The organism is Micromonospora sp. SD12, assembly GCF_052068495.1.
Classification (GTDB): Bacteria; Actinomycetota; Actinomycetes; order Mycobacteriales; family Micromonosporaceae; genus Micromonospora; species Micromonospora echinofusca.
In genome coordinates, this window is record NZ_JBQHDF010000002.1 from 42,913 (window position 1) to 63,646 (window position 20,734).

General features: G+C 72.5%; 17 protein-coding genes. 7 read left to right on the forward strand and 10 right to left on the reverse strand.

The genetic code is table 11. The features are described from left to right. Positions 1 to 204 precede the first annotated feature (204 nt). From ACTMS2_RS03970 to ACTMS2_RS03995, 6 genes are read right to left on the reverse strand one after another with little or no spacing between them, the layout of a single operon-like run. Positions 205 to 1,377 carry a glycosyltransferase family 4 protein gene (locus ACTMS2_RS03970; protein WP_441174150.1) on the reverse strand — a complete coding sequence of 391 codons (1,173 nt, stop codon included), beginning with the start codon at positions 1,375 to 1,377 and terminating at the stop codon, positions 205 to 207. Then, positions 1,374 to 2,204, reverse strand: coding sequence for a glycosyltransferase family 2 protein (locus ACTMS2_RS03975; protein ID WP_441174151.1), 831 nt, complete (start codon positions 2,202 to 2,204; stop codon positions 1,374 to 1,376). The genes ACTMS2_RS03970 and ACTMS2_RS03975 overlap by 4 nt, the downstream gene beginning before the upstream one ends. Continuing rightward, on the reverse strand, positions 2,201 to 3,352 hold the full coding sequence (locus tag ACTMS2_RS03980) for a glycosyltransferase (protein WP_441174152.1): 1,152 nt from the start codon (positions 3,350 to 3,352) through the stop codon (positions 2,201 to 2,203). Before ACTMS2_RS03980 ends, ACTMS2_RS03975 begins: the two co-directional genes overlap by 4 nt. After that, positions 3,352 to 4,461, reverse strand: coding sequence for a polysaccharide pyruvyl transferase family protein (locus ACTMS2_RS03985; protein ID WP_441174154.1), 1,110 nt, complete (start codon positions 4,459 to 4,461; stop codon positions 3,352 to 3,354). Before ACTMS2_RS03985 ends, ACTMS2_RS03980 begins: the two co-directional genes overlap by 1 nt. After that, a complete protein-coding gene (locus tag ACTMS2_RS03990; protein WP_441174156.1) occupies positions 4,458 to 5,843 on the reverse strand; it encodes an oligosaccharide flippase family protein in 1,386 nt (461 codons plus the stop codon). The genes ACTMS2_RS03985 and ACTMS2_RS03990 overlap by 4 nt, the downstream gene beginning before the upstream one ends. 40 nt (positions 5,844 to 5,883) lie before the next feature. Beyond that, complete coding sequence (locus ACTMS2_RS03995) at positions 5,884 to 7,164, reverse strand: O-antigen ligase family protein (RefSeq protein WP_441174157.1); 1,281 nt, start codon at positions 7,162 to 7,164, stop codon at positions 5,884 to 5,886. Positions 7,165 to 7,621: 457 nt separating this feature from the next. Here ACTMS2_RS03995 and ACTMS2_RS04000 point away from each other — a divergent pair, with 457 nt between their 5' ends. Next, positions 7,622 to 8,782, forward strand: a complete 1,161-nt coding sequence (locus ACTMS2_RS04000; RefSeq protein WP_441174158.1) for an acyltransferase family protein — start codon at positions 7,622 to 7,624, stop codon at positions 8,780 to 8,782. A 144-nt stretch (positions 8,783 to 8,926) separates the two neighbouring features. Here ACTMS2_RS04000 and ACTMS2_RS04005 read toward each other — a convergent pair whose 3' ends face one another. Then, the gene (locus ACTMS2_RS04005; RefSeq protein WP_441174159.1) at positions 8,927 to 10,294 is read right to left on the reverse strand and encodes a hypothetical protein; all 1,368 of its coding nucleotides are present in this window, start codon (positions 10,292 to 10,294) and stop codon (positions 8,927 to 8,929) included. 192 nt (positions 10,295 to 10,486) lie between these two features. Here ACTMS2_RS04005 and ACTMS2_RS04010 point away from each other — a divergent pair, with 192 nt between their 5' ends. The 6 genes from ACTMS2_RS04010 to hutH all read left to right on the forward strand — a co-directional run bounded on the left by ACTMS2_RS04010 (position 10,487) and on the right by hutH (position 18,394). Beyond that, complete coding sequence (locus tag ACTMS2_RS04010) at positions 10,487 to 11,338, forward strand: MurR/RpiR family transcriptional regulator (protein WP_101414381.1); 852 nt, start codon at positions 10,487 to 10,489, stop codon at positions 11,336 to 11,338. A 17-nt stretch (positions 11,339 to 11,355) separates the two neighbouring features. Next, entirely contained in the window at positions 11,356 to 13,014 is a 1,659-nt protein-coding gene (gene hutU, locus ACTMS2_RS04015) for a urocanate hydratase (protein ID WP_441174160.1), read from the forward strand. After that, positions 13,011 to 14,210, forward strand: coding sequence for an allantoate amidohydrolase (locus ACTMS2_RS04020; protein WP_441174161.1), 1,200 nt, complete (start codon positions 13,011 to 13,013; stop codon positions 14,208 to 14,210). Before hutU ends, ACTMS2_RS04020 begins: the two co-directional genes overlap by 4 nt. A gap of 112 nt (positions 14,211 to 14,322) precedes the next feature. After that, positions 14,323 to 15,681 (forward strand): formimidoylglutamate deiminase, encoded by a 1,359-nt coding sequence (locus ACTMS2_RS04025; RefSeq protein WP_441174162.1) that lies wholly within the window; start codon positions 14,323 to 14,325, stop codon positions 15,679 to 15,681. After that, positions 15,678 to 16,862 (forward strand): imidazolonepropionase, encoded by a 1,185-nt coding sequence (gene hutI / locus ACTMS2_RS04030; protein ID WP_441174164.1) that lies wholly within the window; start codon positions 15,678 to 15,680, stop codon positions 16,860 to 16,862. The genes ACTMS2_RS04025 and hutI overlap by 4 nt, the downstream gene beginning before the upstream one ends. Continuing rightward, entirely contained in the window at positions 16,859 to 18,394 is a 1,536-nt protein-coding gene (hutH, locus tag ACTMS2_RS04035) for a histidine ammonia-lyase (protein ID WP_441174165.1), read from the forward strand. The genes hutI and hutH overlap by 4 nt, the downstream gene beginning before the upstream one ends. A gap of 51 nt (positions 18,395 to 18,445) precedes the next feature. Here hutH and ACTMS2_RS04040 read toward each other — a convergent pair whose 3' ends face one another. Genes ACTMS2_RS04040 through rph form a run of 3 tightly spaced genes read right to left on the reverse strand, consistent with a single transcriptional unit; the run spans position 18,446 to position 20,725 of the window. Next, a complete protein-coding gene (locus ACTMS2_RS04040; RefSeq protein WP_441174166.1) occupies positions 18,446 to 19,360 on the reverse strand; it encodes an AEC family transporter in 915 nt (304 codons plus the stop codon). 22 nt (positions 19,361 to 19,382) lie between these two features. Then, positions 19,383 to 20,000, reverse strand: coding sequence for an RdgB/HAM1 family non-canonical purine NTP pyrophosphatase (rdgB, locus tag ACTMS2_RS04045; RefSeq protein ID WP_089001774.1), 618 nt, complete (start codon positions 19,998 to 20,000; stop codon positions 19,383 to 19,385). Then, entirely contained in the window at positions 19,997 to 20,725 is a 729-nt protein-coding gene (gene rph, locus ACTMS2_RS04050) for a ribonuclease PH (RefSeq protein WP_089001775.1), read from the reverse strand. Before rph ends, rdgB begins: the two co-directional genes overlap by 4 nt. Between the last annotated feature and the right edge of the window lie 9 nt (positions 20,726 to 20,734).

Genomic DNA, 20,734 nt, shown 5'->3' on the forward strand with positions numbered 1-20,734 from the left:
GAAGACGACGGATGATTACCACCGAGCTCGACTCAGAATGCGAGCGGCCTGCCTATTGCTCGCGCAACCGGTACCGACGACTCACCCTCGGCAGGTCGCCGATCGGTCCGACGACCGGCACCACGGTCGCGGCCGGATGCCGCGCGCCGGCGGGCCTGGGCCCGCCGGCGCGCGGCGTCGTCATCCAGCGTCCGCTGGCTCGGCTCACCGGCCGGGCGCGCCGTCCATCCGCGCACCGGTGGGAAGCGAGGCGTACGCCGCCTGCAACTGCAGGCGAACCGCCGCCGAGCTGTGGTGTGCCGCCACCCACTCCCGTCCGTTGGCGGCCAGTCGCGCGGCGGTCTCGGGCGCGGACAGCAGCCCACTGACCGCCGCGATCCAGCCAGCCCTGTCGTCGGCGACGCGGACGTGGACGCCGTCCGCCACACCCGCGCGGTCGGCCACCATGCTTGTCGTCACGCTCGGAACTCCGGCCGACATGGCCTGGATGAGCTTCAGCTGGACGCCGGTACCCCGGAAGATCGGCGCGATGGCGACGGCGGCATCCGCGTAGTGGGGCTCGACCGCGGGCGCGTTGGCGTGGAGTTCGATGCCGTTCCCGACCAGCTCCTGGACCGCCTTGGGCGGGTCCGTGCCGACGATCCGGAGCCGGGCGTCCGGGACGGCGTCACGGATGCCCTGCCAGCACTCACGCACGAACCACATCAGGCCGTTGACGTTCGCCTCGTAGCTGAGCCGACCGACGAACAGGACCGTCGGTGCGATCGGGCCCGCCTGCCGCTGGACGGAGAAGTCGCAGGGGCTTCTGACGAGGAAGGTGTTGGGCCGCTCCTGGCCGGGCAGGGACGGAGCGGAGAGCATCAGGGGAACCCCCATGCCGACCAACTTGTCCTCCCGGGCCCGCATCCGGGGTGCCTCCACGCGGCCCAACGCCCGCCAGGCGGGGCTGGGCCCGTGCGAGGCGAGCTGCTCGTAGTACTCGCTGCGGAACTCGTCCAGGTCGACGATGACCGGCGTCGAGCCACAGGCCTCGACCAGGTGGACGGTACGGAAGACATTGAGGTGCACGACGTCCGGCCGGAAGTCGTCCAACTCCCGCCGCAGCGCGTCGGTGAGCGCCTTCGGGCTCGCGTACCCCGTCTGCAACGAGACCCCGGTGCCGAGTGCTCGCGCGGAGCGCAGCATGGAACCGACGCGTGGGTTGGGGACGAGGGTGCGCTCCTTGACCGGCAGGAGCTCCGCCAGCCGCGCCTCTTCCTCGTCGTGCACCAGCCCCAGGAAGCGGACGTCGTGCTCGGCGGCGAGCATCTCCAGGATCACGAGGCTGCGCGGGCGGACCGATGCCGGGATCCACGGCGCTACAAACAGAATCTTCAAATCGGCAGTCTCCTCAGGGCGGACGCGAGGAGTCGCTGACCCCGCGTGCCATGCTTCGCGAAATAGACATACATACCGGACCGGTACAGGGGGTTCTTGCCGACCGCACCGGTGCTGGTGCTCTCCTTGTGTTCGGCGACACTCGTCCCGACCGACGCGACACCCCAGCCACTGGCGCGCAATTGCGTGCACAGGTCGACGTCCTCGAAGTAGAGGAAGAAGCGGGGGTCGAACCCACCGATGGACCGGAACGCCTCAGCTCGTACGAGCATGCAGAACCCGGACACCCAGGCGGTTTCGCGCACCTGGCCGGTTGGTTCGACATCGAGATACTCGAGCATCTGGAACTTCTTACGCAAGGGTGTCGCCCGAGCCAGATACTGCTTCAGTCGCCTCGGCACGAGATGGTCGACCTTCAGCGCCGCCAGCCATTCCTTCGCGATGCTCGGCTCGGGGCCCGCCGAGATTCCGAAGCGCCCGTCCGGGTATCGCATCAGCGGCGCGACCACACCCAGCTTCGGGTCGGCCCGCAGCGCCTCCACGAGGTGCGCGAAGGACTCGGGGTCGATGTGGCAGTCGGGGTTGAGAAGGAAGTAGGCGTCAGCGCCGGGGAGGGTCTCCGCCGCGGCGTTGATCGCCTTGCCGAAGCCCACGTTCGGCAGCGAGATGACCGGGTACCCGAAGGATTTCGCGACCTCGACGCTGTCGTCCGTGGAGGAGTTGTCCACGACCACGACGTGGTCCACCGGCAGGGCGCCCAGGCAGCCCAGACTCTGGGGAAGCTCCCGGGCCGAGTTGTAGGAGACGATGATGGCTGCGATTTTCACTGTCGACTCGCAATCCCGTAGGCGTCGAGGTACGAGCGGACCGTGTCGTCCCAACGGAACGTCCGCTCGATGTGTGCGCGGGCACGTCGACCACGCTGTGCCGCGTCGTCGGGTGATTCGACTGCGGCCCGGACCGCCGCCGCGATCTCATCGGCAGTCGACGCGGTGTACAACATCGAGGCGTCACCGCGTACCGACGCGGCCGGCCCCTCCGACGTGATGACGGGACAGCCGAGGGCCATGGCGTGTGCCACCTTCATCAGCACTCCCCCGCCCACGATCGACGGCACGACGACGGCGTGGGCGTCGAGCATCTCCGACCGGAGGTCGGGCACCGCACCCGTCACCACCACCCTGCTGTCGCTCTCGCCGAGGCCGACCACGTCGGCGGAGGGCTCCGCCCCGACGATCCTGAGTTCCGCCTGCGGCAGGCTCTGCCACACCAGCGGCATCACCTCACGCGCGAGGAACTGGGCGACGAGTGCGTTCGCGCGTCGCCACATCGCCCCGGCGAACACCAGTCGCGGTCGCTCCGTCGCTGGCGGCGGCGACCAGGACCGGTCACCGACGTGGATTCCCGGCCGGGCGAGCACGGTGTTCGGGTTGCCTGCGGCGGCGACCGCGAAGTCGGCGTCGGACAGGGTGATGACGGCGTCCGCCTGGCGGATCGCGGCGCGTTCGAACCGTCGCGTCCGAAGCAGCTCGACGAGACGGTACGGCCGTTCCAGGCCGGACGACGCCCGGTAGGACTCCAGCATCACCTTCTCGGTGATGTCGTGCAGGCCCAGCACCGACGCGGGGCCGATCCCGACGACCTCGGCGGACTGCAGATACTCCGAGTGCACGACGTCGGGCCGGATCCGACGGATGAGCTCGGCGGCCTCCCGGGTCGCTTCTCGCGGCCACGCCTGGCGGAGCCATGCCGGTTCCAGGCGGAGGCGGTCCCGGTGGCTCGGACGAGCGGTGACCGTGGCGGGCAACAACGTGTACTTCAGGTCGTCCGGCTCCGTGGGCGCCGTGTGCTCCGGCGAGTAGACGAAGAGGTCGACCTGCTCAGCCAACCGCGGTGTGAGCTGCACGATCGTGTCGGCCGCAGCATGGTAGTGGTGCGCGTTGGGCGCGAACGGGGTGAGCAGGAGGACGCGCATCAGCCCAGCCGCTTCACGAGCGCCGTGACGAACCCTTGCGCGATGCGCCCCTGGGCGGCGACCCGCTGGGCGGCCTCCCGGAACTGCTCGGCGGACGCGGCAGCCGCGGTCGCCGTGCGGTAGAGCGTCTCGGCGTCGACGTCCGGTGGCACCAGGAACTCGCGGAGCCCCAGGTCGACGAAGGCGTCATGGACCTTCCGCTCGTACGCGATGGCCACCGTCGGAACGCCGATCGCCACGGCGAGGAGTGCGGCATGCAGGCGGGTGCCGAGGACGAGCTGGTTCGTCGCGAGCGACTGCAACCAGTCGCGGAGCGCTCCGACGAGAGGCCGGCTGCCGTCCAACGGGGTGGAGTCCAGGTCGAGAAGGTCGCGGAAGGCGCGCTCGTAGATGACGCGGTCGTCCTCGCCGTGTGCTCCCCGGCCGAAGGCCATCGGAAGGAAGGTGCCCGACCATCCCTCCTGGCGGAGCCGACCGGCACATCCGGAGGTCGCCGCCAGCAGTGGGCCCTCGAGGTCGGGCGCGAGCGGCCGCATCGACAGCGCGAAGCGACGGCCGGAGTCGACCCGGTCCAGCTCGGGCAGCGGCAGGGTGTACGCCATGTCGCCGATGACCTCTGCGCCGGAGCCGAAGTGCGACGCGGTCCGCTCGTCGCGCACACCCACCGCGACACAGGATGCGCCGATGATGCGGAGCACCTGACGACCGAACGGCGTTCCGCCCTCGCGTACGCCGACGCCGACGGTGGCGACGGGCGTTCCCGCCAACTTGGCCATCGCGATGATCCGGGCGAACATCGGCAGGGTGCCGGGCCAGGACAGGTTGGGGGAACGCTCCTGGAAGACCGTTCCAGGGCCGAGCAGGAGCAGTTGACACGACTTGATCGCGCGCTGCACCGCGACCTGACGCTCGGAGGCACCACGAGCCCGCAGTACGGGCATGTGCTCCGTCTGCACGCCATGAAGTTCGGCGACCCGCTCCGGGTTGGGGCAGAAGACCACGAAGGACGCGTTCTCCTTGACCTCGCGGACGCAGGTGATGAGCGAGTGGAGGAGGATCTCGTCTCCGAGATTGTCCGATCCGAACCACCCGACTATTCCGACCCTCACATGTCCTCCGTCGTTGCGGCCCGCAGTTTGCCTGCGGCCCTCCGTTGTCTCACAAATCTGACGGTAGCCAGAGCAAGGATGACGCCCCCGAGAGTGGCGGACGCCGAGGCGGATCCCATCACGGTCAGCAGTCCGGCGAGCGCCCATGCCGCCGCTGCCACATATCCGAACGAGATGAGGACCGGCCACACCAGTTCCCTGATCCGCAGGAACCACAGCAGCGACCCGGCCACGACAAGCTCGTTCAACACCATCGCGCAGGCGGCGCCGTAGGCGCCGTACCTGCCGTCGAGGGCAAGGTTGAATCCCACGCTGCCGCAGATGCTCAGTACGAGCACCACCAGCCGGCTGGCGGCACGGCCCCGGGCAAGCAGGATGGCGGACAGACCGAAGTTGGCGAATCGCAGTGCGAGGAACAGGGTGAGCACCATCGCCAGCTCCGGGATGTTCCCCGCCTGGTCACCGAACAGCACCACGGTCGCGATGGGAAGGCCGATGAACATGGCGCCGGCGGCGCCCTGACCCGCGAGCCCGAAGAACTGGAAGATCGTGAGCGGGTCGTTCGCCTGGGCGGTCCCGGAAGTCCCCTTCGGCGCGGCATAGGCGAGGGCGCCGAGGCCCATGGACGCCGCGACCTGGACCGCCGGTCCGATGATGGCCGCGGCCGAGACGTACTCTCCGACTTCCACGGCGGTGACGAAGAACGCGAGGATGAAGACGTCGCCGCGGAAGTAGAAGAGACCGAGCAGGTCGGAGGCGAAGTACGGCAGCGCCAGCCTGATGTGCTGGGCCGAGCGGACCCCTCGGGAGGCGCGCAGCGACGGCAGGATCCGCACGACGAGAACCGCGGCCGTCGACCGGAGGACGGACGTCACCAGGAAATAGACGGCGGCGTCACCGAGGGTGAGCCCGTCCATCAGCCACACGTCGATGGCGCACGCGCCGACGAGCAGGAGACCGGTGGAGGTGTTCGTGAGCGGTTCGAGCCAGGCCGAACGCGTGCCTCGGATGAGGACCCACGCCGTCTCGTTCCACTGTTCGAAGAGGCTGGCGACGAAGACCAGGAAGAAGGCGAGCTGCGCTTCCGGGGGGAGGAGCACGCCGATCACCACGTACGCGACGGCGGCGGCCGACATCAGCACGACGAAACGGCCGCCGTGGATCCGGGCGACCACGGACGGCGAGACCGACCCCGCTGCGGCCTCCCTGGTCAGGTAGGTCGGCAGACCGAGGGAGAGCGCGGCGGCGGCGAAGGACGCGGAAAGCGTGGCCATCCCGTAGAAGCCGACGGCCTCGACGCCGGCGCCCCTGGTCAGCAGCGCCATGACCACCAGGGTGGTGAACCGCGTGGCCAGGGTGGAGAGCCCCAGCAGGCCCGACACGACCGTCAGAGACGTGCGCCGCCCCGCCGGCGCCCTGGCCTCAGTCGCGACCATTGCCAGTCGCAACCGCCGAGAACCGCGTCCGGGCATGGAAGTAGCCCGCCACGAGCGCCAGCATCAGAAAGTAGGGCCCCTGCATCAGGCCCCAGCCCGTCATACCGACAAGGACGAGAGCCGGCAGAGCGCTGACCAGAACCCTGGGTGCCAGCTCCGAGGTCCGCGTACGAAAGACGGCGCGGATGGCCGCCGTCGCGGTCCGCACGAACGGCAGCCAGAGGAGCAGTGCGCCGACGATGCCCACCTCGGCGGCGCTCAGCAGCAACACGTTGTGTACGGGCACGCCGCTCGCGGTGAGCGGATCCGAGGCGCCGACGACGGCGACGTAGCTGTTGGGTCCCACCCCGGCCCACGGATGCGCGCGGATCGCGTCCGCCGCGACCGCAAGGAGGTGTTGCCGGGAGCCCCCACCGGGGTCCGTCATGAATCGCTCGATCAGCCACGGCAGCGACGCCACGCCGAGCACCCCGGTAAGGCCGACGACCACGAAGTACCTCTTCTGCCACCGCCCGGTCATCAGCTCGAGCAACATGAAGATGAGGATCATGGAGACCACGGCTGCGAGAACCGTGCGACTCTGGGTGAGGGACACGCCGATGAGGACGACACCGAGCGTCGTCCAGGCCACCCATCGTTCCCGCACCGTCCGCTGCGGCAGCGTCAGCGCGCACAGGCCGCAGAAGAACAACAGCTTCGCCAGCTCGCCTGGATGGCTCGTCAGGCCCGTGGCACGCCCGAGCACGTCGAGCGCCTGTTGTCCGGAGACGCGTCGCAGCGGAAAACCGAGGACCGCTGCGGTGATCGCGAAGAGTTGGAGCCACGCCACGGCCGCGAAGGCCCAGAGCAGGACCGAGTGCCGCCGGTCCGCGCGCTCGGCCGTGGCCCCGACGGCGAACACGATCGCCGCCAGGCAGAAGTGCAGCAGGCCGCTCACGGTACGCAGGGACGCGTCCCAGTGGACCGCGGCGAACAGGGCCAGCCACCCGAGAAACGGCACCCACAGGAGGAGGGCGCGGACGAATCGACGACGCGTGTGCATCATGACCAGCACGAACGCCACGGCGATCACGATGGTGTACGAGTAGAGCGTCGGCGTTCCCGTCGACACACCGGCGTAGATGACGACATCGGCGGGAGCGAGGGCGATCGGCACCAGTCCGAGCGTCGCCACCAGGAGCGCCAGTGCGGCAACGATGCGCTGATCCGGATCGGACCGCAGCCCTGTGGCGATCGACCGGCCGGCCCGGGTCAGCTGGACGACCACGCTCGGGGCCCGGTGGCGGCCCGGCCCACGGCCTCCGCGGCTCTCGCCGCCCGGGCCGGCAGCCGGGTCGACGTATGTCCGAGCTGGCTCCTGACCGCCGCTGCGCCATGTCGCCGGGGCATGGCGTGGATCACCCTGGGGATGACCACTGGCCGTACCGGTGAACATGACATCTCCGTATCAGCCTTGGTCGGCCAGTCGCTGCCACGGCTGCGCTGGTCGTGCCGCCGTGCGGGGGTTTCGCTCACGCCCGGAGGGCGGGATCCAGAGCCGATGACGGATCGCTCCGGGCCGAAGCGGGACTTCGCGCGCTCATCATAGAGGTGGGTGTCAGCGACGAACCATAGGTCCCGGGCCCGCTCACGAGGACTTCCGAACCGCAGATCCTGCGGCCAGCAGGCAGGAGCCGATCCGTATCCTACGACTCGCCGATCACCTCTCTCGCCAAGGCGCCAACATGAACCTGACCCAGGCAAACGGCTCGACGTCCGCGGACCAGACGGTCGAGTTCCCGGTGCCCACGGCGCTCGATCGGCCGACCCCACCGGCCACCTCGCGGGCGCCGCGGCTGTACGTGCTGGACCTGCTGCGCTTCCTGGCGGCGATGAGCGTCGTCGCATACCACCTGCTGTTCGCCGACGCCAGACAGACGTGGGGGGCCAACACGGCAGATCTGTTCGGTGCCCCGCTGCGGCTTGCCGCCGGATACGGGTGGCTGGGCGTCGAGCTCTTCTTCATGATCAGCGGCTTCGTCATCTGCATGAGTTCGTGGGGTCGGCACCTGCACGACTTCTTCATCTCGCGGGTCACGCGGCTGATGCCGGCGTATCTGTTCGCGGTCGTGCTGACCGCGTCGGTCCTCGTGTTGTGGCCGCAGCCGGGAGAGAAGGTTCCCAACCTGCCGCAGATCATCGGAAACCTCACCATGGTGCAGAATCTGCTGCGGGTGAACGACATCGACGAGCCGTACTGGACCCTGCTGATCGAGCTGAAGTTCTACCTGCTGTTCCTGATCGTGATCGCCTTCGGCGTCACGTACCGCCGGGTCCTGATGTTCTGCATGATCTGGACGGCGCTCGCGCTCTACGCGCACAGCGCCGACTTCACGCTCCTGACGTTGGTGGTCGAACCTCGGTTCGCGTCGTACTTCGTCGCGGGGATGGCCCTCTACCTCATCCACCGGTTCGGGCCCGACCTGCTGCTCTGGTGCATCGTCGCCTTCTCGTTCGCGGTCAACGCCGTCATGCTGGATCTGCGAGTCGCCCCGCTCGTGAAGGCCGGCCTGCCCATGTCGTGGAAGGTGTCACTGATCCTGGTCGCCTTCTTCTACCTCCTGATGATCGGTATCGCGCTCGGTTGGTTCGCGAAGATCCAGTGGCGGGGGCTGGTGACGATCGGCGCGCTCACCTACCCGCTCTATCTGCTCCACTCGGCCAACGGGCGCACGGTCATCCGTCATCTGCGCGACGACGTTCCCCCGTGGCTGCTCCTGGGCGGCGTCGTCGGCGCGGCGCTGCTGCTGGCCTACGCCGTGCACCGGCTCGTGGAACGCCCGCTCAGCCGGGCGCTGCGAAACGGGCTGAAGAGCAGTTTCCAGAAGGCCCGTGCCGCCTCGTAATCCAGCGGCCCTGATGCCGTCCCGCCCGTCGGCGATTCGCTCGTCCACCGGCGGCGGCCCGCCCCACTTCGGTGACCGCTGCCGCTCACCACCGCCCGCAGCCGGATCGCTGCGGGCTCGCTCTCCGGCCGGTCCGGATGTCGCTCAGAAGCCTGCGTTGTCACGGATGGAGTTGACCACGCGCCGGATGACGTCGATCCAGTCCTCCGGGGCGGTCATTCGCAGCACGAGCTGACGGTCGATCGCACCGTCCGGCTCCGAACGCCAGAAGGCGACCACGACGATGCCGTACCTGTTGGCGCCGTTCAGCTTCACGGTCTCGGCGAGGACGACGTACGGCCCGCCGCTGCGCCACTGAAGTCCCCACGCCTCCTCCGCCTTGCGCAGGGCGTCGCGTTGCTCCTCGCCGCATTCAGGACAGTCACGGACGATCAGCTCGCCGCCGATCTCCGAGTTGTCCCCGATCGAGGCACCGCAGTTGTACTTGACCTGCCCCTCCGTGCTGCCGCCAGGAGTGCACGTCCAGTCAGCCGGGGCCACGAAATCGAAGCCCAGGCCGTCCGGGGTCAGCGTCCGTACGGCATCGCTCCTGCTGAAGACCTGCCATTTGGGCCAGTCCCCCGGCCGTGGCGGCTCGAGGCCCGGCTGCTGTGGGCGCGCACTCGGTGACCACTCCGGGGCGCCGGACTGGACCACGCCGGTGGGTGAGGGGTTCGCCGTCGGCTCGGTCGTGTCCCTGAGCCCGGTCCAGGCGAAGGCACCCGCACCGCCGACGAGGACCAACACCAGTGCGACGATCCCGACCCGGAGCCCGGTACGGCGCCGGCGCGTCTCGGAGGGCGTTATGCGGCGCGCGGGTGCGGCGAGCGGGTCGTACGGCGGAACGCCGGCCGGGGCGGGGGCATGGGCGGCGGCAGGCGACTGGGGCGCCTCGGCGACCGGCTGCGCCGGCATCGCGGTGGTCGGCGCGTCCCAGCCTGGCGCCGGCGGTCCCGAGGCGGGGTGCGGGGCCGACGACACCGGCTGGGTGGGGTTCGGACCTGCGTGCATCGCCCACGGCAGATGCGGCGGCCCGGAGATCGACTGCGGAACACCGGAGACGGGGTGGGTCACCCCGCTGACCGGCTGGGGCAGCCCGGAGACCGGCTGAGGCATCCCGGAGACCGGGTGGGGCACCCCGGAGACCGGCCGTGCGGCCGCCGGGTCCGGGGTGTACCCCACGCCGAGTGCACGCAGCAGCTTCTCCGCCCCCGGCCCGACCTCCGCCGAGTACGCCACCCAGGGCGCGGCGGCCGAGAAGTCGGCGTAGGCGTAGGGCAGGGGGTCCGCCGCCTGCGCCAGCGAGTTCGTCATCCCGACGAACGCCTCCCGCCAGCCGGGGGCCGCGGCGACGGCGGCGTCCAGGACGGCCACGGTGACGAGGCGTCCCTGCTCGTCGATCGCCGCCCACGCCTTACCCACCGGAGACCCGCCCAGCACGTGGGTGAACCTGTAGGGACCTGCCGGCTGCATGCCAACTCCTCTGCTCAACCGCCGTGCGGATCCTACAGAGGCGGCGCCAGCAGCTCCGCCCACCCGTCGTCGGCCCGACACGCACCGGGACGCCCGGCAGGCCGCGTCTCTCCAGGTCCCTCCTCAAGCCACAGGTCGTCCGTGACGACAGGGGGTGTTGCTTGTGAAAGTTTTCATGCATACAGTCGCGGCATGAATGAGGGAGCTGTCGTGGCGCCTACCGAGCAGGTGCTCGACCTGTTCCAGGGGGTCCGGCTCACGCCCACCCAGCGTCGGATCGCGCACTGCCTCGTGCAGCACGCGTCGGCCGCCGCGTACCTGTCGGCGGCCGAGGTCGCGGAACTGGCGGGGGTCAGCCAGCCGTCGGTCACCCGGTTCGCGGTCGCGCTCGGCCACGACGGCTACCCCGCGCTGCGCCGCCGGCTGCGCGAGCTGACCGCCGGCACCTCCGGCGACGCCGCCGACGCCGGCAACGAGCTCCAGCAGGCGGTACGCGCCGAGATCGGCAACCTCGACCGGCTCGCCGGGCAACTCGCGGACCGCGACCGGATCGCCGAAACGGGCCGGCTGCTGGCCGCCAGCCGTCCCCTGCCGGTGCTCGGCCTGCGCGCCGCCGCGCCGCTCGCCGCCTACTTCGCCTACTTCGCGGCCAAGGTGCACCCCGACGTGCGGGTACTCGACGACGGCGGCAGCCTGCTCACCGACCGCATCGAGCAGGCCGCCGAGGCCGGGGCGGGCGCCCTGCTCGCCTTCGTGCTCCCCCGCTACCCCCGGGAGACCCTGGACGCGCTGCGCGAGGCCCGGGCCGCCGGCCTCACCGTGGTGGCCATCACCGACTCGCCGGTCAGCCCGGCCACCGAGCACGCCGACGTGGTGCTGCCCGCCGCGGTCGGCGCGCGGCTCGTCTTCGACCTGCACACCGCGCCGATGACCCTGGCCATGGTGCTGCTCCAGGCCATCTGCGACGCCGCCCCGACCGACACCCAGCGCCGGTTGGAGGCCTTCGAGGCCTCCGCCGCCCGCCGCCAGTTGTTCCTCGGATGACCCGGAGGAGAGCCGAGATGACCCAGCCCGTCCGCGCCGCACGCGGCACCGAACGCACCGCCCGTGGGTGGCCCCAGGAGGCCGCGCTGCGGATGCTGATGAACAACCTCGACCCGGAGGTGGCCGAGCGCCCCGACGACCTGGTGGTCTACGGCGGCACCGGGAAGGCCGCGCGGGACTGGCCGTCGTACCACGCGTTGGTGCGCACCCTGACCGACCTGCGCGACGACGAGACCATGCTGGTGCAGTCCGGCCGGCCGGTGGGCGTCATGCGTACCCACGAGTGGGCACCCCGGGTGCTGCTGGCCAACTCCAACCTGGTGGGCGACTGGGCCACCTGGCCGGAGTTCCGCCGCCTCGAACAGCTCGGCCTGACCATGTACGGGCAGATGACCGCCGGCTCCTGGATCTACATCGGCACCCAGGGCATCCTCCAGGGCACCTACGAGACGTTCGCCGCCGTCGCCGCGAAGAAGTTCGGCGGCACGCTCGCGGGCACGCTGACGTTGACCGCCGGTTGCGGCGGCATGGGCGGGGCACAGCCCCTCGCGGTCACCATGAACGGCGGCGCCTGCCTGGTCGTCGACGTGGACCGGACCCGCCTGGACCGCCGGGTGCACGACCGGTACCTCGACGAGGTCGCCGACTCCCTGGACGACGCCGTCGAGCGGGCGCTGGCCGCGAAGCGGGACCGGCGGGCGCTGAGCGTCGGCGTGGTCGGCAACGCGGCCGCGGTCTTTCCGGAGCTGCTGCGCCGGGGCGTGGAGATCGACGTCGTCACCGACCAGACCAGCGCCCACGACCCGCTGTCGTACCTGCCCGAGGGGGTGGAGCTGGCCGACGCCCGGGACTACGCGGCGGCGAAGCCGGCCGAGTTCACCGACCGGGCGCGGGCGTCGATGGCGAAGCACGTCGAGGCGATGGTCGGTTTCCTCGACGCAGGCGCGGAGGTCTTCGACTACGGCAACTCGATCCGGGGCGAGGCGAAGCTCGGCGGGTTCGAGCGGGCCTTCGACTTCCCCGGCTTCGTGCCCGCGTACATCCGGCCGTTGTTCTGCGAGGGCAAGGGTCCGTTCCGGTGGGCCGCGCTCTCCGGCGACCCGGCCGACATCGCGGCCACCGACCGGGCGATCCTGGACCTGTTCCCGGAGAACGAGTCGCTGGCCCGGTGGATCCGGATGGCCGGCGAGCGGGTCGCCTTCCAGGGCCTGCCGGCGCGGATCTGCTGGCTCGGCTACGGCGAGCGGGACAAGGCCGGGGTGCGGTTCAACGAGATGGTCGCCTCCGGCGAGCTGAGCGCGCCCGTGGTGATCGGGCGGGACCACCTGGACTGCGGCAGCGTGGCGAGCCCGTACCGGGAGACCGAGGCGATGGCCGACGGTTCCGACGCGGTGGCCGACTGGCCCCTGCTCAACGCGCTGGTCAACACCGCCAGCGGGGCGTCCTGGGTGTCGATCCACCACGGCGGCGGGGTCGGCATCGGCCGTTCCATCCACGCCGGGCAGGTCTGCGTCGCCGACGGCACCACGCTGGCCGGGCAGAAGATCGAGCGGGTGCTCACCAACGACCCGGCGATGGGCGTCATCCGGCACGTCGACGCCGGCTACGACGCCGCTCGCGAGGTCGCGGAGGCCACCGGCGTACGGGTGCCGATGGCGGAGGGAGGTACCGCGTGAGCGACCTCGTCGGCCGGTTCCGGGCGCTGTGGGACGAGATCGCGCCGGTCGGGCGTGACGATCGCAGCGGCGGCTACCTGCGGTACGCGCTGACCGAGCCGGAGCTGCGGCTGCGGGAGTGGTTCCGCGAGCAGGCCGGCCGCCGGGGCATGCCGGTCACCGACGACGGCAACGGCAACCTGTTCGCCCGCTGGGGCGAACCGGAGGCCGGCGACGCGGTGCTGACCGGCAGCCACTTCGACTCGGTGCCGCACGGCGGTGCGTACGACGGGCCGCTCGGCATCGTCAGCGCGTTCCTCGCCGTCGACGAGCTGCGCGCGGCGGGCGTCGCGCCGGCCCGCCCCATCGTGGTCGGCGCGTTCGTCGAGGAGGAGGGCGCGCGGTTCGGCGTACCGTGCCTGGGGTCCCGGCTGCTCGCCGGGGAGATCGCGGTGGAGCGCGCGGCCGGGTTGCGCGACGCCGACGGGGTGAGCTTCGCCGAGGCGCTGGGCGCACGACCGGCGGGCGCCCGCCCCGAGCTGCTTGGCGGCTTCGCCGCCTTCGTGGAGCTGCACGTCGAGCAGGGCCGCGCGATGGTCGACGCGGACGCGGCGGTCGGGGTGGCCAGCGCGATCTGGCCGCACGGCCGCTGGCGCTTCGAGTTCACCGGCGAGGGCAACCACGCCGGCACGACGCGGATGGCCGACCGCCGCGACCCCATGCTGACGTACGCCTTCACAGTGCTCGCGGCCAACAAGGAGGCGCGGCTGCGCGGCGCGCACGCCACCGTCGGCCGGGTGGCGGTGGAGCCGAACGCCACCAACGCGATCCCGTCCAAGGTGACCGGCTGGCTGGACGCCCGGGCCGCCGAGCCCGAGACGCTGACGGGGCTGGTCGACGCGGTGCGCGCCAAGGCCGCCGAGCGGGCCCGCCGCGACGGTACGGAGGTGGCGCTGACGGAGGAGTCGGCCACCCCGCTGGTCGCCTTCGACGGCGGCCTCGCGGGCCGGCTGGCGACCCTGCTCGACGCGCCGGTGCTGCCCACCGGGGCCGGGCACGACGCCGGCGTGCTCGCCGCACACCTGCCCACGGCGATGCTCTTCGTGCGCAACCCGACGGGGGTGTCGCACTCGCCGGCGGAGTCGGCCGCCGACGCCGACTGCGCGGCCGGGGTGACCGCCCTGGCCCGGGTGCTGGAGGAGCTGACATGCCGCTGACCGCGGCCCGGGGAGGTTGTCGGCGGCCTGTCGAGCTGATGTCGCAGACGACTCGCCCCCGTGGTGATCGACTGATGTCGCAGACGATTCAGCTCGACAGGGGGCGCACGAGATGACCGGAACCCGCTGGCTCGCCGAGTACGCCTGGCTGCCCGACCACGCCGAGCCGACCGCCGACGTGCTGATCGAGACGGCCGACGGGCGGATCACCGGTGTGACCCCGCTGACGGCCGGGAGCACGCCGCCCGCCGGCGTCGAGGTCATGGTCGACGCCGAGCGGCTGCCCGGGCTGACTCTGCCGGGGCTCGCCAACGCCCACTCGCACGCGTTCCACCGGGCGTTGCGCGGGCGCACCCACGGCGGGCGCGGCGACTTCTGGACCTGGCGCGACCGGATGTACGACGTGGCGCGGCGCCTCGACCCGGACTCGTACCTGGCCCTGGCCCGGGCGGTCTACGCCGAGATGACGCTGGCCGGGATCACCTGCGTCGGCGAGTTCCACTACGTGCACCACGACCCGGACGGCACCCCGTACGCCGATCCGAACGCGATGGGCGAGGCGCTGGTCGAGGCCGCCGCGCACGCCGGGATCCGGATCACGCTGCTGGACACCTGCTACCTCACCGCCACGGTCGACGGGGAGCCGCTCGCCGGGCCGCAGCGGCGCTTCGGCGACGGCGACGCGCTGCGCTGGGCGGAGCGGGTCGACGCGTTCCGGCCCGGCGACGACCACGTCCGGGTGGGTGCGGCGATCCACTCGGTGCGGGCGGTGCCGGCCGGGCAGCTCGCCACCGTGGCCGGCTGGGCGGACCGGCGCGGCGCGCCCCTGCACGTGCACCTCTCCGAACAGCCGGCCGAGAACGACGCCTGCCGGGCGGTGCACGGCTGCACCCCGGCCCGACTGCTCGCCGACCGGGGGGCGCTCGGCCCGGGCACCACGGCCGTGCACGCCACCCACCTGACCGGCGCCGACCTCACCCTGCTCGCCGACGCCGGCACGGGCGTCTGCCTCTGCCCGACCACCGAGCGGGACCTGGCAGACGGCATCGGCCCGGCCCGGCGGATGGCCGACGTTGGCCTGCCGCTCAGCCTGGGCAGCGACAGCCACGCCGTGGTCGACCTCTTCGAGGAGGCCCGCGCGGTGGAGCTGGACGAGCGGCTGCGCACCCGCCGGCGGGGCCACTTCAGCGCCGCCGAGCTGCGCGACGCGGCCACCGTGGGCGGTCACGCCGCGCTGGGCTGGCGCGACGCCGGGCGGCTCGCCGTCGGGGCGCGCGCCGACCTGGTGACCGTACGGCTGGACAGCCCGCGCACGGCCGGCGTACCGCCGGTGGGGGTGTGGTTCGCGGCCGGCGCGGCCGACGTCACGCACGTCGTGGTGGACGGCCGGCCGGTGGTGCGCGACGGCCGGCACCTGACGGTCGACGTGCCGGCCGAGCTGACCGCGGCGATCGAGGAGGTGACCTCTTGAGCAGTCTGCTGGTCGACGACATCGGCGAGCTGGTGACCAACGACCTCGGGGGCGAGGACGGACCGCTGGGCATCCGGCGCGACGTCGCCCTGCTGGTCGAGGACGGGCGGGTGGCCTGGATCGGGCCGTCCCGCGACGCGCCGGCCGCCGACCGGCGCCTGGACGCGCGGGGCGCCGCCGTGCTCCCCGGGTTCGTGGACAGCCACGCCCACCTGGTCTTCGCCGGGGACCGGGCCGCCGAGTTCGCCGCCCGGATGGCCGGGCAGCCGTACACCGGCGGCGGCATCCGGACCACGGTCGGCGCCACCCGGGCGGCCGGCGACGACGAGCTGCGGGCCACCGTACGGCGGCTGCGCGGCGAGGCGCTGCGGCAGGGCACCACCACCATGGAGATCAAGAGCGGGTACGGCCTCACCGTCGCCGACGAGGCCCGCTCGCTGCGGATCGCCGCCGAGGTCAGCGAGGAGACCACCTTCCTCGGCGCCCACGTGGTCCCCGCCGAGTACGCCGACCGCCCCGACGACTACGTGGGGCTGGTGTGCGGGCCGATGCTGGCCGCCGCCGCGCCGCACGCGCGCTGGATCGACGTCTTCTGCGAGCGGGGCGCGTTCGACGTGGACCACGCCCGCGCGATCCTCGCCTGCGGGCAGGCCGTCGGGCTGGGCCTGCGGGTGCACGCCAACCAGCTCGGCCCCGGGCCGGGCGTCCAGCTCGGCGTGGAGCTGGGCGCGGCCAGCGTCGACCACTGCACCCATCTCACCGACGCCGACGTCGACGCGCTGGCCTCGACCCGGGTCGACGGCGGGCACACCACCGTGGCGACCCTGCTGCCCGGCGCCGAGTTCTCGACCCGCTCGCCGTACCCGGACGCCCGCCGGCTGCTCGACGCCGGCGTCACCGTGGCGCTGGCGACGGACTGCAACCCCGGTTCGTCGTACACCTCGTCGATGCCGTTCTGCGTCGCTCTCGCCGTACGCGAGATGCGGATGACCCCGGCGGAGGCCGTCTGGGCCGCGACCGCCGGCGGCGCGCGGGCGCTGCGCCGCGACGACATCGGGCGGCTCGGCGTGGGGGCGCGGGCCGACCTGATGATCCTCGACGCCCCCTCCCACCTGCACCTGGCCTACCGGCCGGGGGTGCCACTGATCCGCCAGGTCCTGCGCAACGGAGTGCTCCAATGACCGTGACCATCCTGCCCACCGGGATCTCCCCCGCCGACGTGCTCGCCGTGGCGCGCGGCTCCGCCAAGGTCGTGCTCGACCCGGCCACCGTGGACGCCATGACCACCAGCCGGTCGATCGTCGACGGCATCGAGGCCGCCGGCCGCCCGGTCTACGGCGTCTCCACCGGCTTCGGCGCGCTGGCGAACACCTTCGTCGCGCCCGAGCGGCGGGCCGAGCTCCAGCACGCGCTGATCCGCTCGCACGCCGCCGGCGTGGGCGCGCCGATGCCGCGCGAGGTGGTCCGGGCCATGATGCTGCTGCGGGTCCGCTCGCTGGCGCTCGGCCGTTCCGGGGTCCGGCCCCTGCTCGCCGAGGCGCTGGTCGACCTGCTCAACCACGATGTGACGCCGTGGGTGCCGGAGCACGGCTCGCTTGGCGCCTCCGGCGACCTGGCGCCGCTGGCGCACTGCGCGCTGGTGCTGCTCGGCGAGGGCTGGGTGCTCGGCCCGGCCGGCGAGCGGCTGCCGGCCGACGACGCACTGCGCCGGGCCGGGCTGTCGCCGGTCGGGCTGGCCGCCAAGGAGGGGCTGGCGCTGATCAACGGCACCGACGGCATGCTCGGCATGCTGCTGCTGGCGATCCACGACGCCGCGCACCTGTTCACGATGGCCGACGTCACCGCCGCCCTCGCCATCGAGGCGATGCTCGGCTCGGAGCGGCCGTTCCTGCCGGAGCTGCACGCCATCCGGCCGCACCCCGGGCAGTCGGCCTCGGCGGCGAACATCCACCGGCTGCTCCAGGACTCCCGGGTGATGGACTCGCACCGCGACGACCTGGCGCACGCGGTGCAGGACGCGTACTCGATGCGGTGCGCGCCGCAGGTCGCCGGGGCGGCCCGGGACACGCTGGACTTCGTCCGCACGGTGGCCGGCCGGGAGCTGGTCTCGGTGGTGGACAACCCGGTGGTGCTGCCCGACGGCCGCGTCGAGTCGACCGGGAACTTCCACGGCGCGCCGCTCGGCTTCGCCGCGGACTTCCTCGCCATCGCCGCAGCCGAGGTGGGCGCGATCGCCGAGCGCCGGGTGGACCGGCTGCTCGACGTCACCCGGTCCCGGGACCTGCCGGCCTTCCTCTCCCCCGACGCCGGCGTCAACTCCGGGCTGATGATCGCCCAGTACACGGCGGCCGGGATCGTCGCGGAGAACCGCCGGCTCGCCGCGCCCGCGTCGGTGGACTCGCTGCCCACCAGCGGGATGCAGGAGGACCACGTCTCGATGGGCTGGGCGGCGGCCAAGAAGCTGCGTACCGTGCTGGACAACCTGACCAGCCTGCTCGCCGTCGAGCTGCTCGCCGGCGTACGCGGGCTCCAGCTGCGCGCCCCGCTCGACCCGTCGCCGGCCGGCCGGGCCGCCGTCGCGGCGCTCGGCGGGATCGCCGGGGACCCCGGGCCGGACGTCTTCCTGGCCCCGCTGATGGAGGCCGCCCGGGCCGTGGTGGCCGGGCCCGACCTGCGCGCCGCCATCGAGCGCGAGATCGGGACCCTGGACTGACGGCCGTCCGGGCCACCGTCGCGCCACGGTGGCCCGGGCGCCCGCCGGGTGTCAGCCCGCCAGCACCGCCACCCCGATCAGCACGGGCACGGCGGTCACCGTCGACAGCAGGATCGAGTCGCGCGCCAGGGCCGTGCCCCGGCCGTAGCGGACCGCGTACACGAAGACGTTCTGCGCCGTCGGCAGGGCGGCGGTGACCGTGCAGGCCAGCACGAGGGCGGCCGGCAGCCCCATCGCGAAGCGCGCGACGAGGTAGGCGACGGCGGGCTGGGCCACGGTCTTGAGGACGACCGCGAGGCGTACGTCCCGACCGGTGTCGCCAGAGCCGGGCCGCGGCGCGCCGTGCAGGGAGACGCCGTACGCGATCAGCGTGGCGGGGACCGCCATCGCCGCGACGAGTGCGATGGGCCGCAGCACCGGCTCCGGCGGCAACCACCCCGTCAGGCTGGCCGCGACGCCCAGCGCGCACGCGACGGTGACCGGGTTGGTGAGCGGCTGGAGCACCACGGCGCCGAGCGACGGTCGTCTCTTCGCCGTGGCCGCCTCGAGGAAGGCGAACGCGACCGGCGTCACGACGACCAGCTGGAACATCAGGACGGGCGCGACGAACGCGGCGTCGCCGAGGACGTATACGGCGACCGGGATGCCGATGTTCGCCGCGTTGACGTACGACGAGGCCAGCGCCCCGATCGTCGCCTCCGCGACGGAGCGGCGCCAGCAGAACCGCGCGACGGCCACGAACAGCGACGCCACGGCGATGGTGCTCGTCACCGTCACGACCAGGGCGGACGAGACGATCGCGGGCACGTCGGCCCGGGCCACCGTCTGGAACAGCAGCGCCGGGGTCGCCACGAAGAACGCGACCCGGGAGAGGACGGTGGCCGCCTCCGGCCCCAGCACCCCGCCGCGGCCGAGCGCGTAGCCGACGGCGATGACGGTGGCGATGACGGCGAAGCCCGTCAGCACCCCTCCCACCGGGGCGGGGCCGTCAGCTCGCGGGCGGCAGCACCTTGGCGACCAGCTTGGCCAGCTCCCGCAACGCCTTGCCCCGGTGGCTGACCGCGTCCTTCTCCTGCGGCGTCAGCTCCGCGTTGGTGCGGTCCTGCCCGTCGCCGAGGAAGATCGGGTCGTAGCCGAACCCGCCGTCGCCGCGCGGCGCCCGCAGCAGTCGCCCGGCCTGCCGGCCGTCGACCAGGTGCTCCTTGCCGCCGGGCAGCACCAGCGCCACCGTGCAGACGAAGGACGCGGCCCGGTGCTCGTCGGGCAGGTCCGCGATCTGGTCCAGGACGAGCTGGAGGTTGGCCTGGTCGTTGCCGTGCCGGCCGGCCCAGCGGGCGCTGAACACTCCCGGCATGCCGTTGAGGGCCTCGACGGCCAGCCCGGAGTCGTCGGCGATCGTCGGCAGGCCGGTGCGCCGGCAGCCCTCCCGCGCCTTGATCAGCGCGTTCTCGCCGAAGGTCAGGCCGGTCTCGGGCAACTCCGGGTACTCCTCGACGTCGTCCAGCCCGATCAGGGCGACGCGGTGCGCGCCGAGCGCGCCGTCGAGGATCCGCTGGAGCTCGACGAGCTTCTTGCGGTTACGGGTGGCGAGCAGCACCTTGTTCATGAGAAGAGCGCCTTCCGCTGGGCTTCGGCCAGTTCCACGCAGCCGGCGACGGCCAGGTCGAGCAGGGCGTCGAGCTGCTCGCGGGCGAAGACGCCCGCCTCACCGGTGCCCTGCACCTCGACGAACTCGCCGGTGCCGGTGCAGACCACGTTCATGTCGACCTCGGCGGCCACGTCCTCGGCGTAGTCGAGGTCCAGCCGGGGCTCGCCGTCGATGATCCCGACGCTGATCGCGGCCACCGAGCGGTGCATCACCTTCTCCGGCTTGCCGACCAGCGACTTGCGCCCGGCCAGCCAGGTGACCGCGTCGTGCAGCGCCACGTACGCGCCGGTGATCGCGGCGGTGCGGGTGCCCCCGTCGGCCTGGAGCACGTCGCAGTCGAGCACGATCGAGTTCTCGCCGAGGGCCTTGAGGTCGATGGCGGCCCGCAGGCTCCGGCCGATCAGCCGGGAGATCTCGTGCGTACGCCCGCCGACGCGGCCCTTCACGCTCTCCCGGTCGGAGCGGGTGTTGGTGGCCCGTGGCAGCATCGCGTACTCGGCGGTCACCCAGCCGAGCCCGGAGCCCTTGCGCCAGCGGGGCACCCCCTCGGTGACGCTGGCGGTGCAGAGCACCCGGGTGCCGCCGAACTCCACGAGCACCGAGCCCTCCGGATGGGTGCTCCAGCCCCGGGTCAACGTCACAGGTCGGAGTTCGTCGGGTCGCCGCCCGTCAGGTCGTGCCATCCCTGCACC

Bases quoted from the DNA above. Each gene is read 5' to 3' on its own strand.
- ACTMS2_RS04005 (WP_441174159.1), bottom strand. From the start codon at position 10,294: ATGCAGCCGGCAGGTCCCTACAGGTTCACCCACGTGCTGGGCGGGTCT.
- hutU (WP_441174160.1), top strand. From the start codon at position 11,356: ATGACCCAGCCCGTCCGCGCCGCACGCGGCACCGAACGCACCGCCCGT.
- ACTMS2_RS04025 (WP_441174162.1), top strand. From the start codon at position 14,323: ATGACCGGAACCCGCTGGCTCGCCGAGTACGCCTGGCTGCCCGACCAC.
- ACTMS2_RS04000 (WP_441174158.1), top strand. From the start codon at position 7,622: ATGAACCTGACCCAGGCAAACGGCTCGACGTCCGCGGACCAGACGGTC.
- rdgB (WP_089001774.1), bottom strand. From the start codon at position 20,000: ATGAACAAGGTGCTGCTCGCCACCCGTAACCGCAAGAAGCTCGTCGAG.
- ACTMS2_RS04010 (WP_101414381.1), top strand. From the start codon at position 10,487: ATGAATGAGGGAGCTGTCGTGGCGCCTACCGAGCAGGTGCTCGACCTG.
- hutH (WP_441174165.1), top strand. From the start codon at position 16,859: ATGACCGTGACCATCCTGCCCACCGGGATCTCCCCCGCCGACGTGCTC.
- ACTMS2_RS03980 (WP_441174152.1), bottom strand. From the start codon at position 3,352: ATGCGCGTCCTCCTGCTCACCCCGTTCGCGCCCAACGCGCACCACTAC.
- rph (WP_089001775.1), bottom strand. From the start codon at position 20,725: ATGGCACGACCTGACGGGCGGCGACCCGACGAACTCCGACCTGTGACG.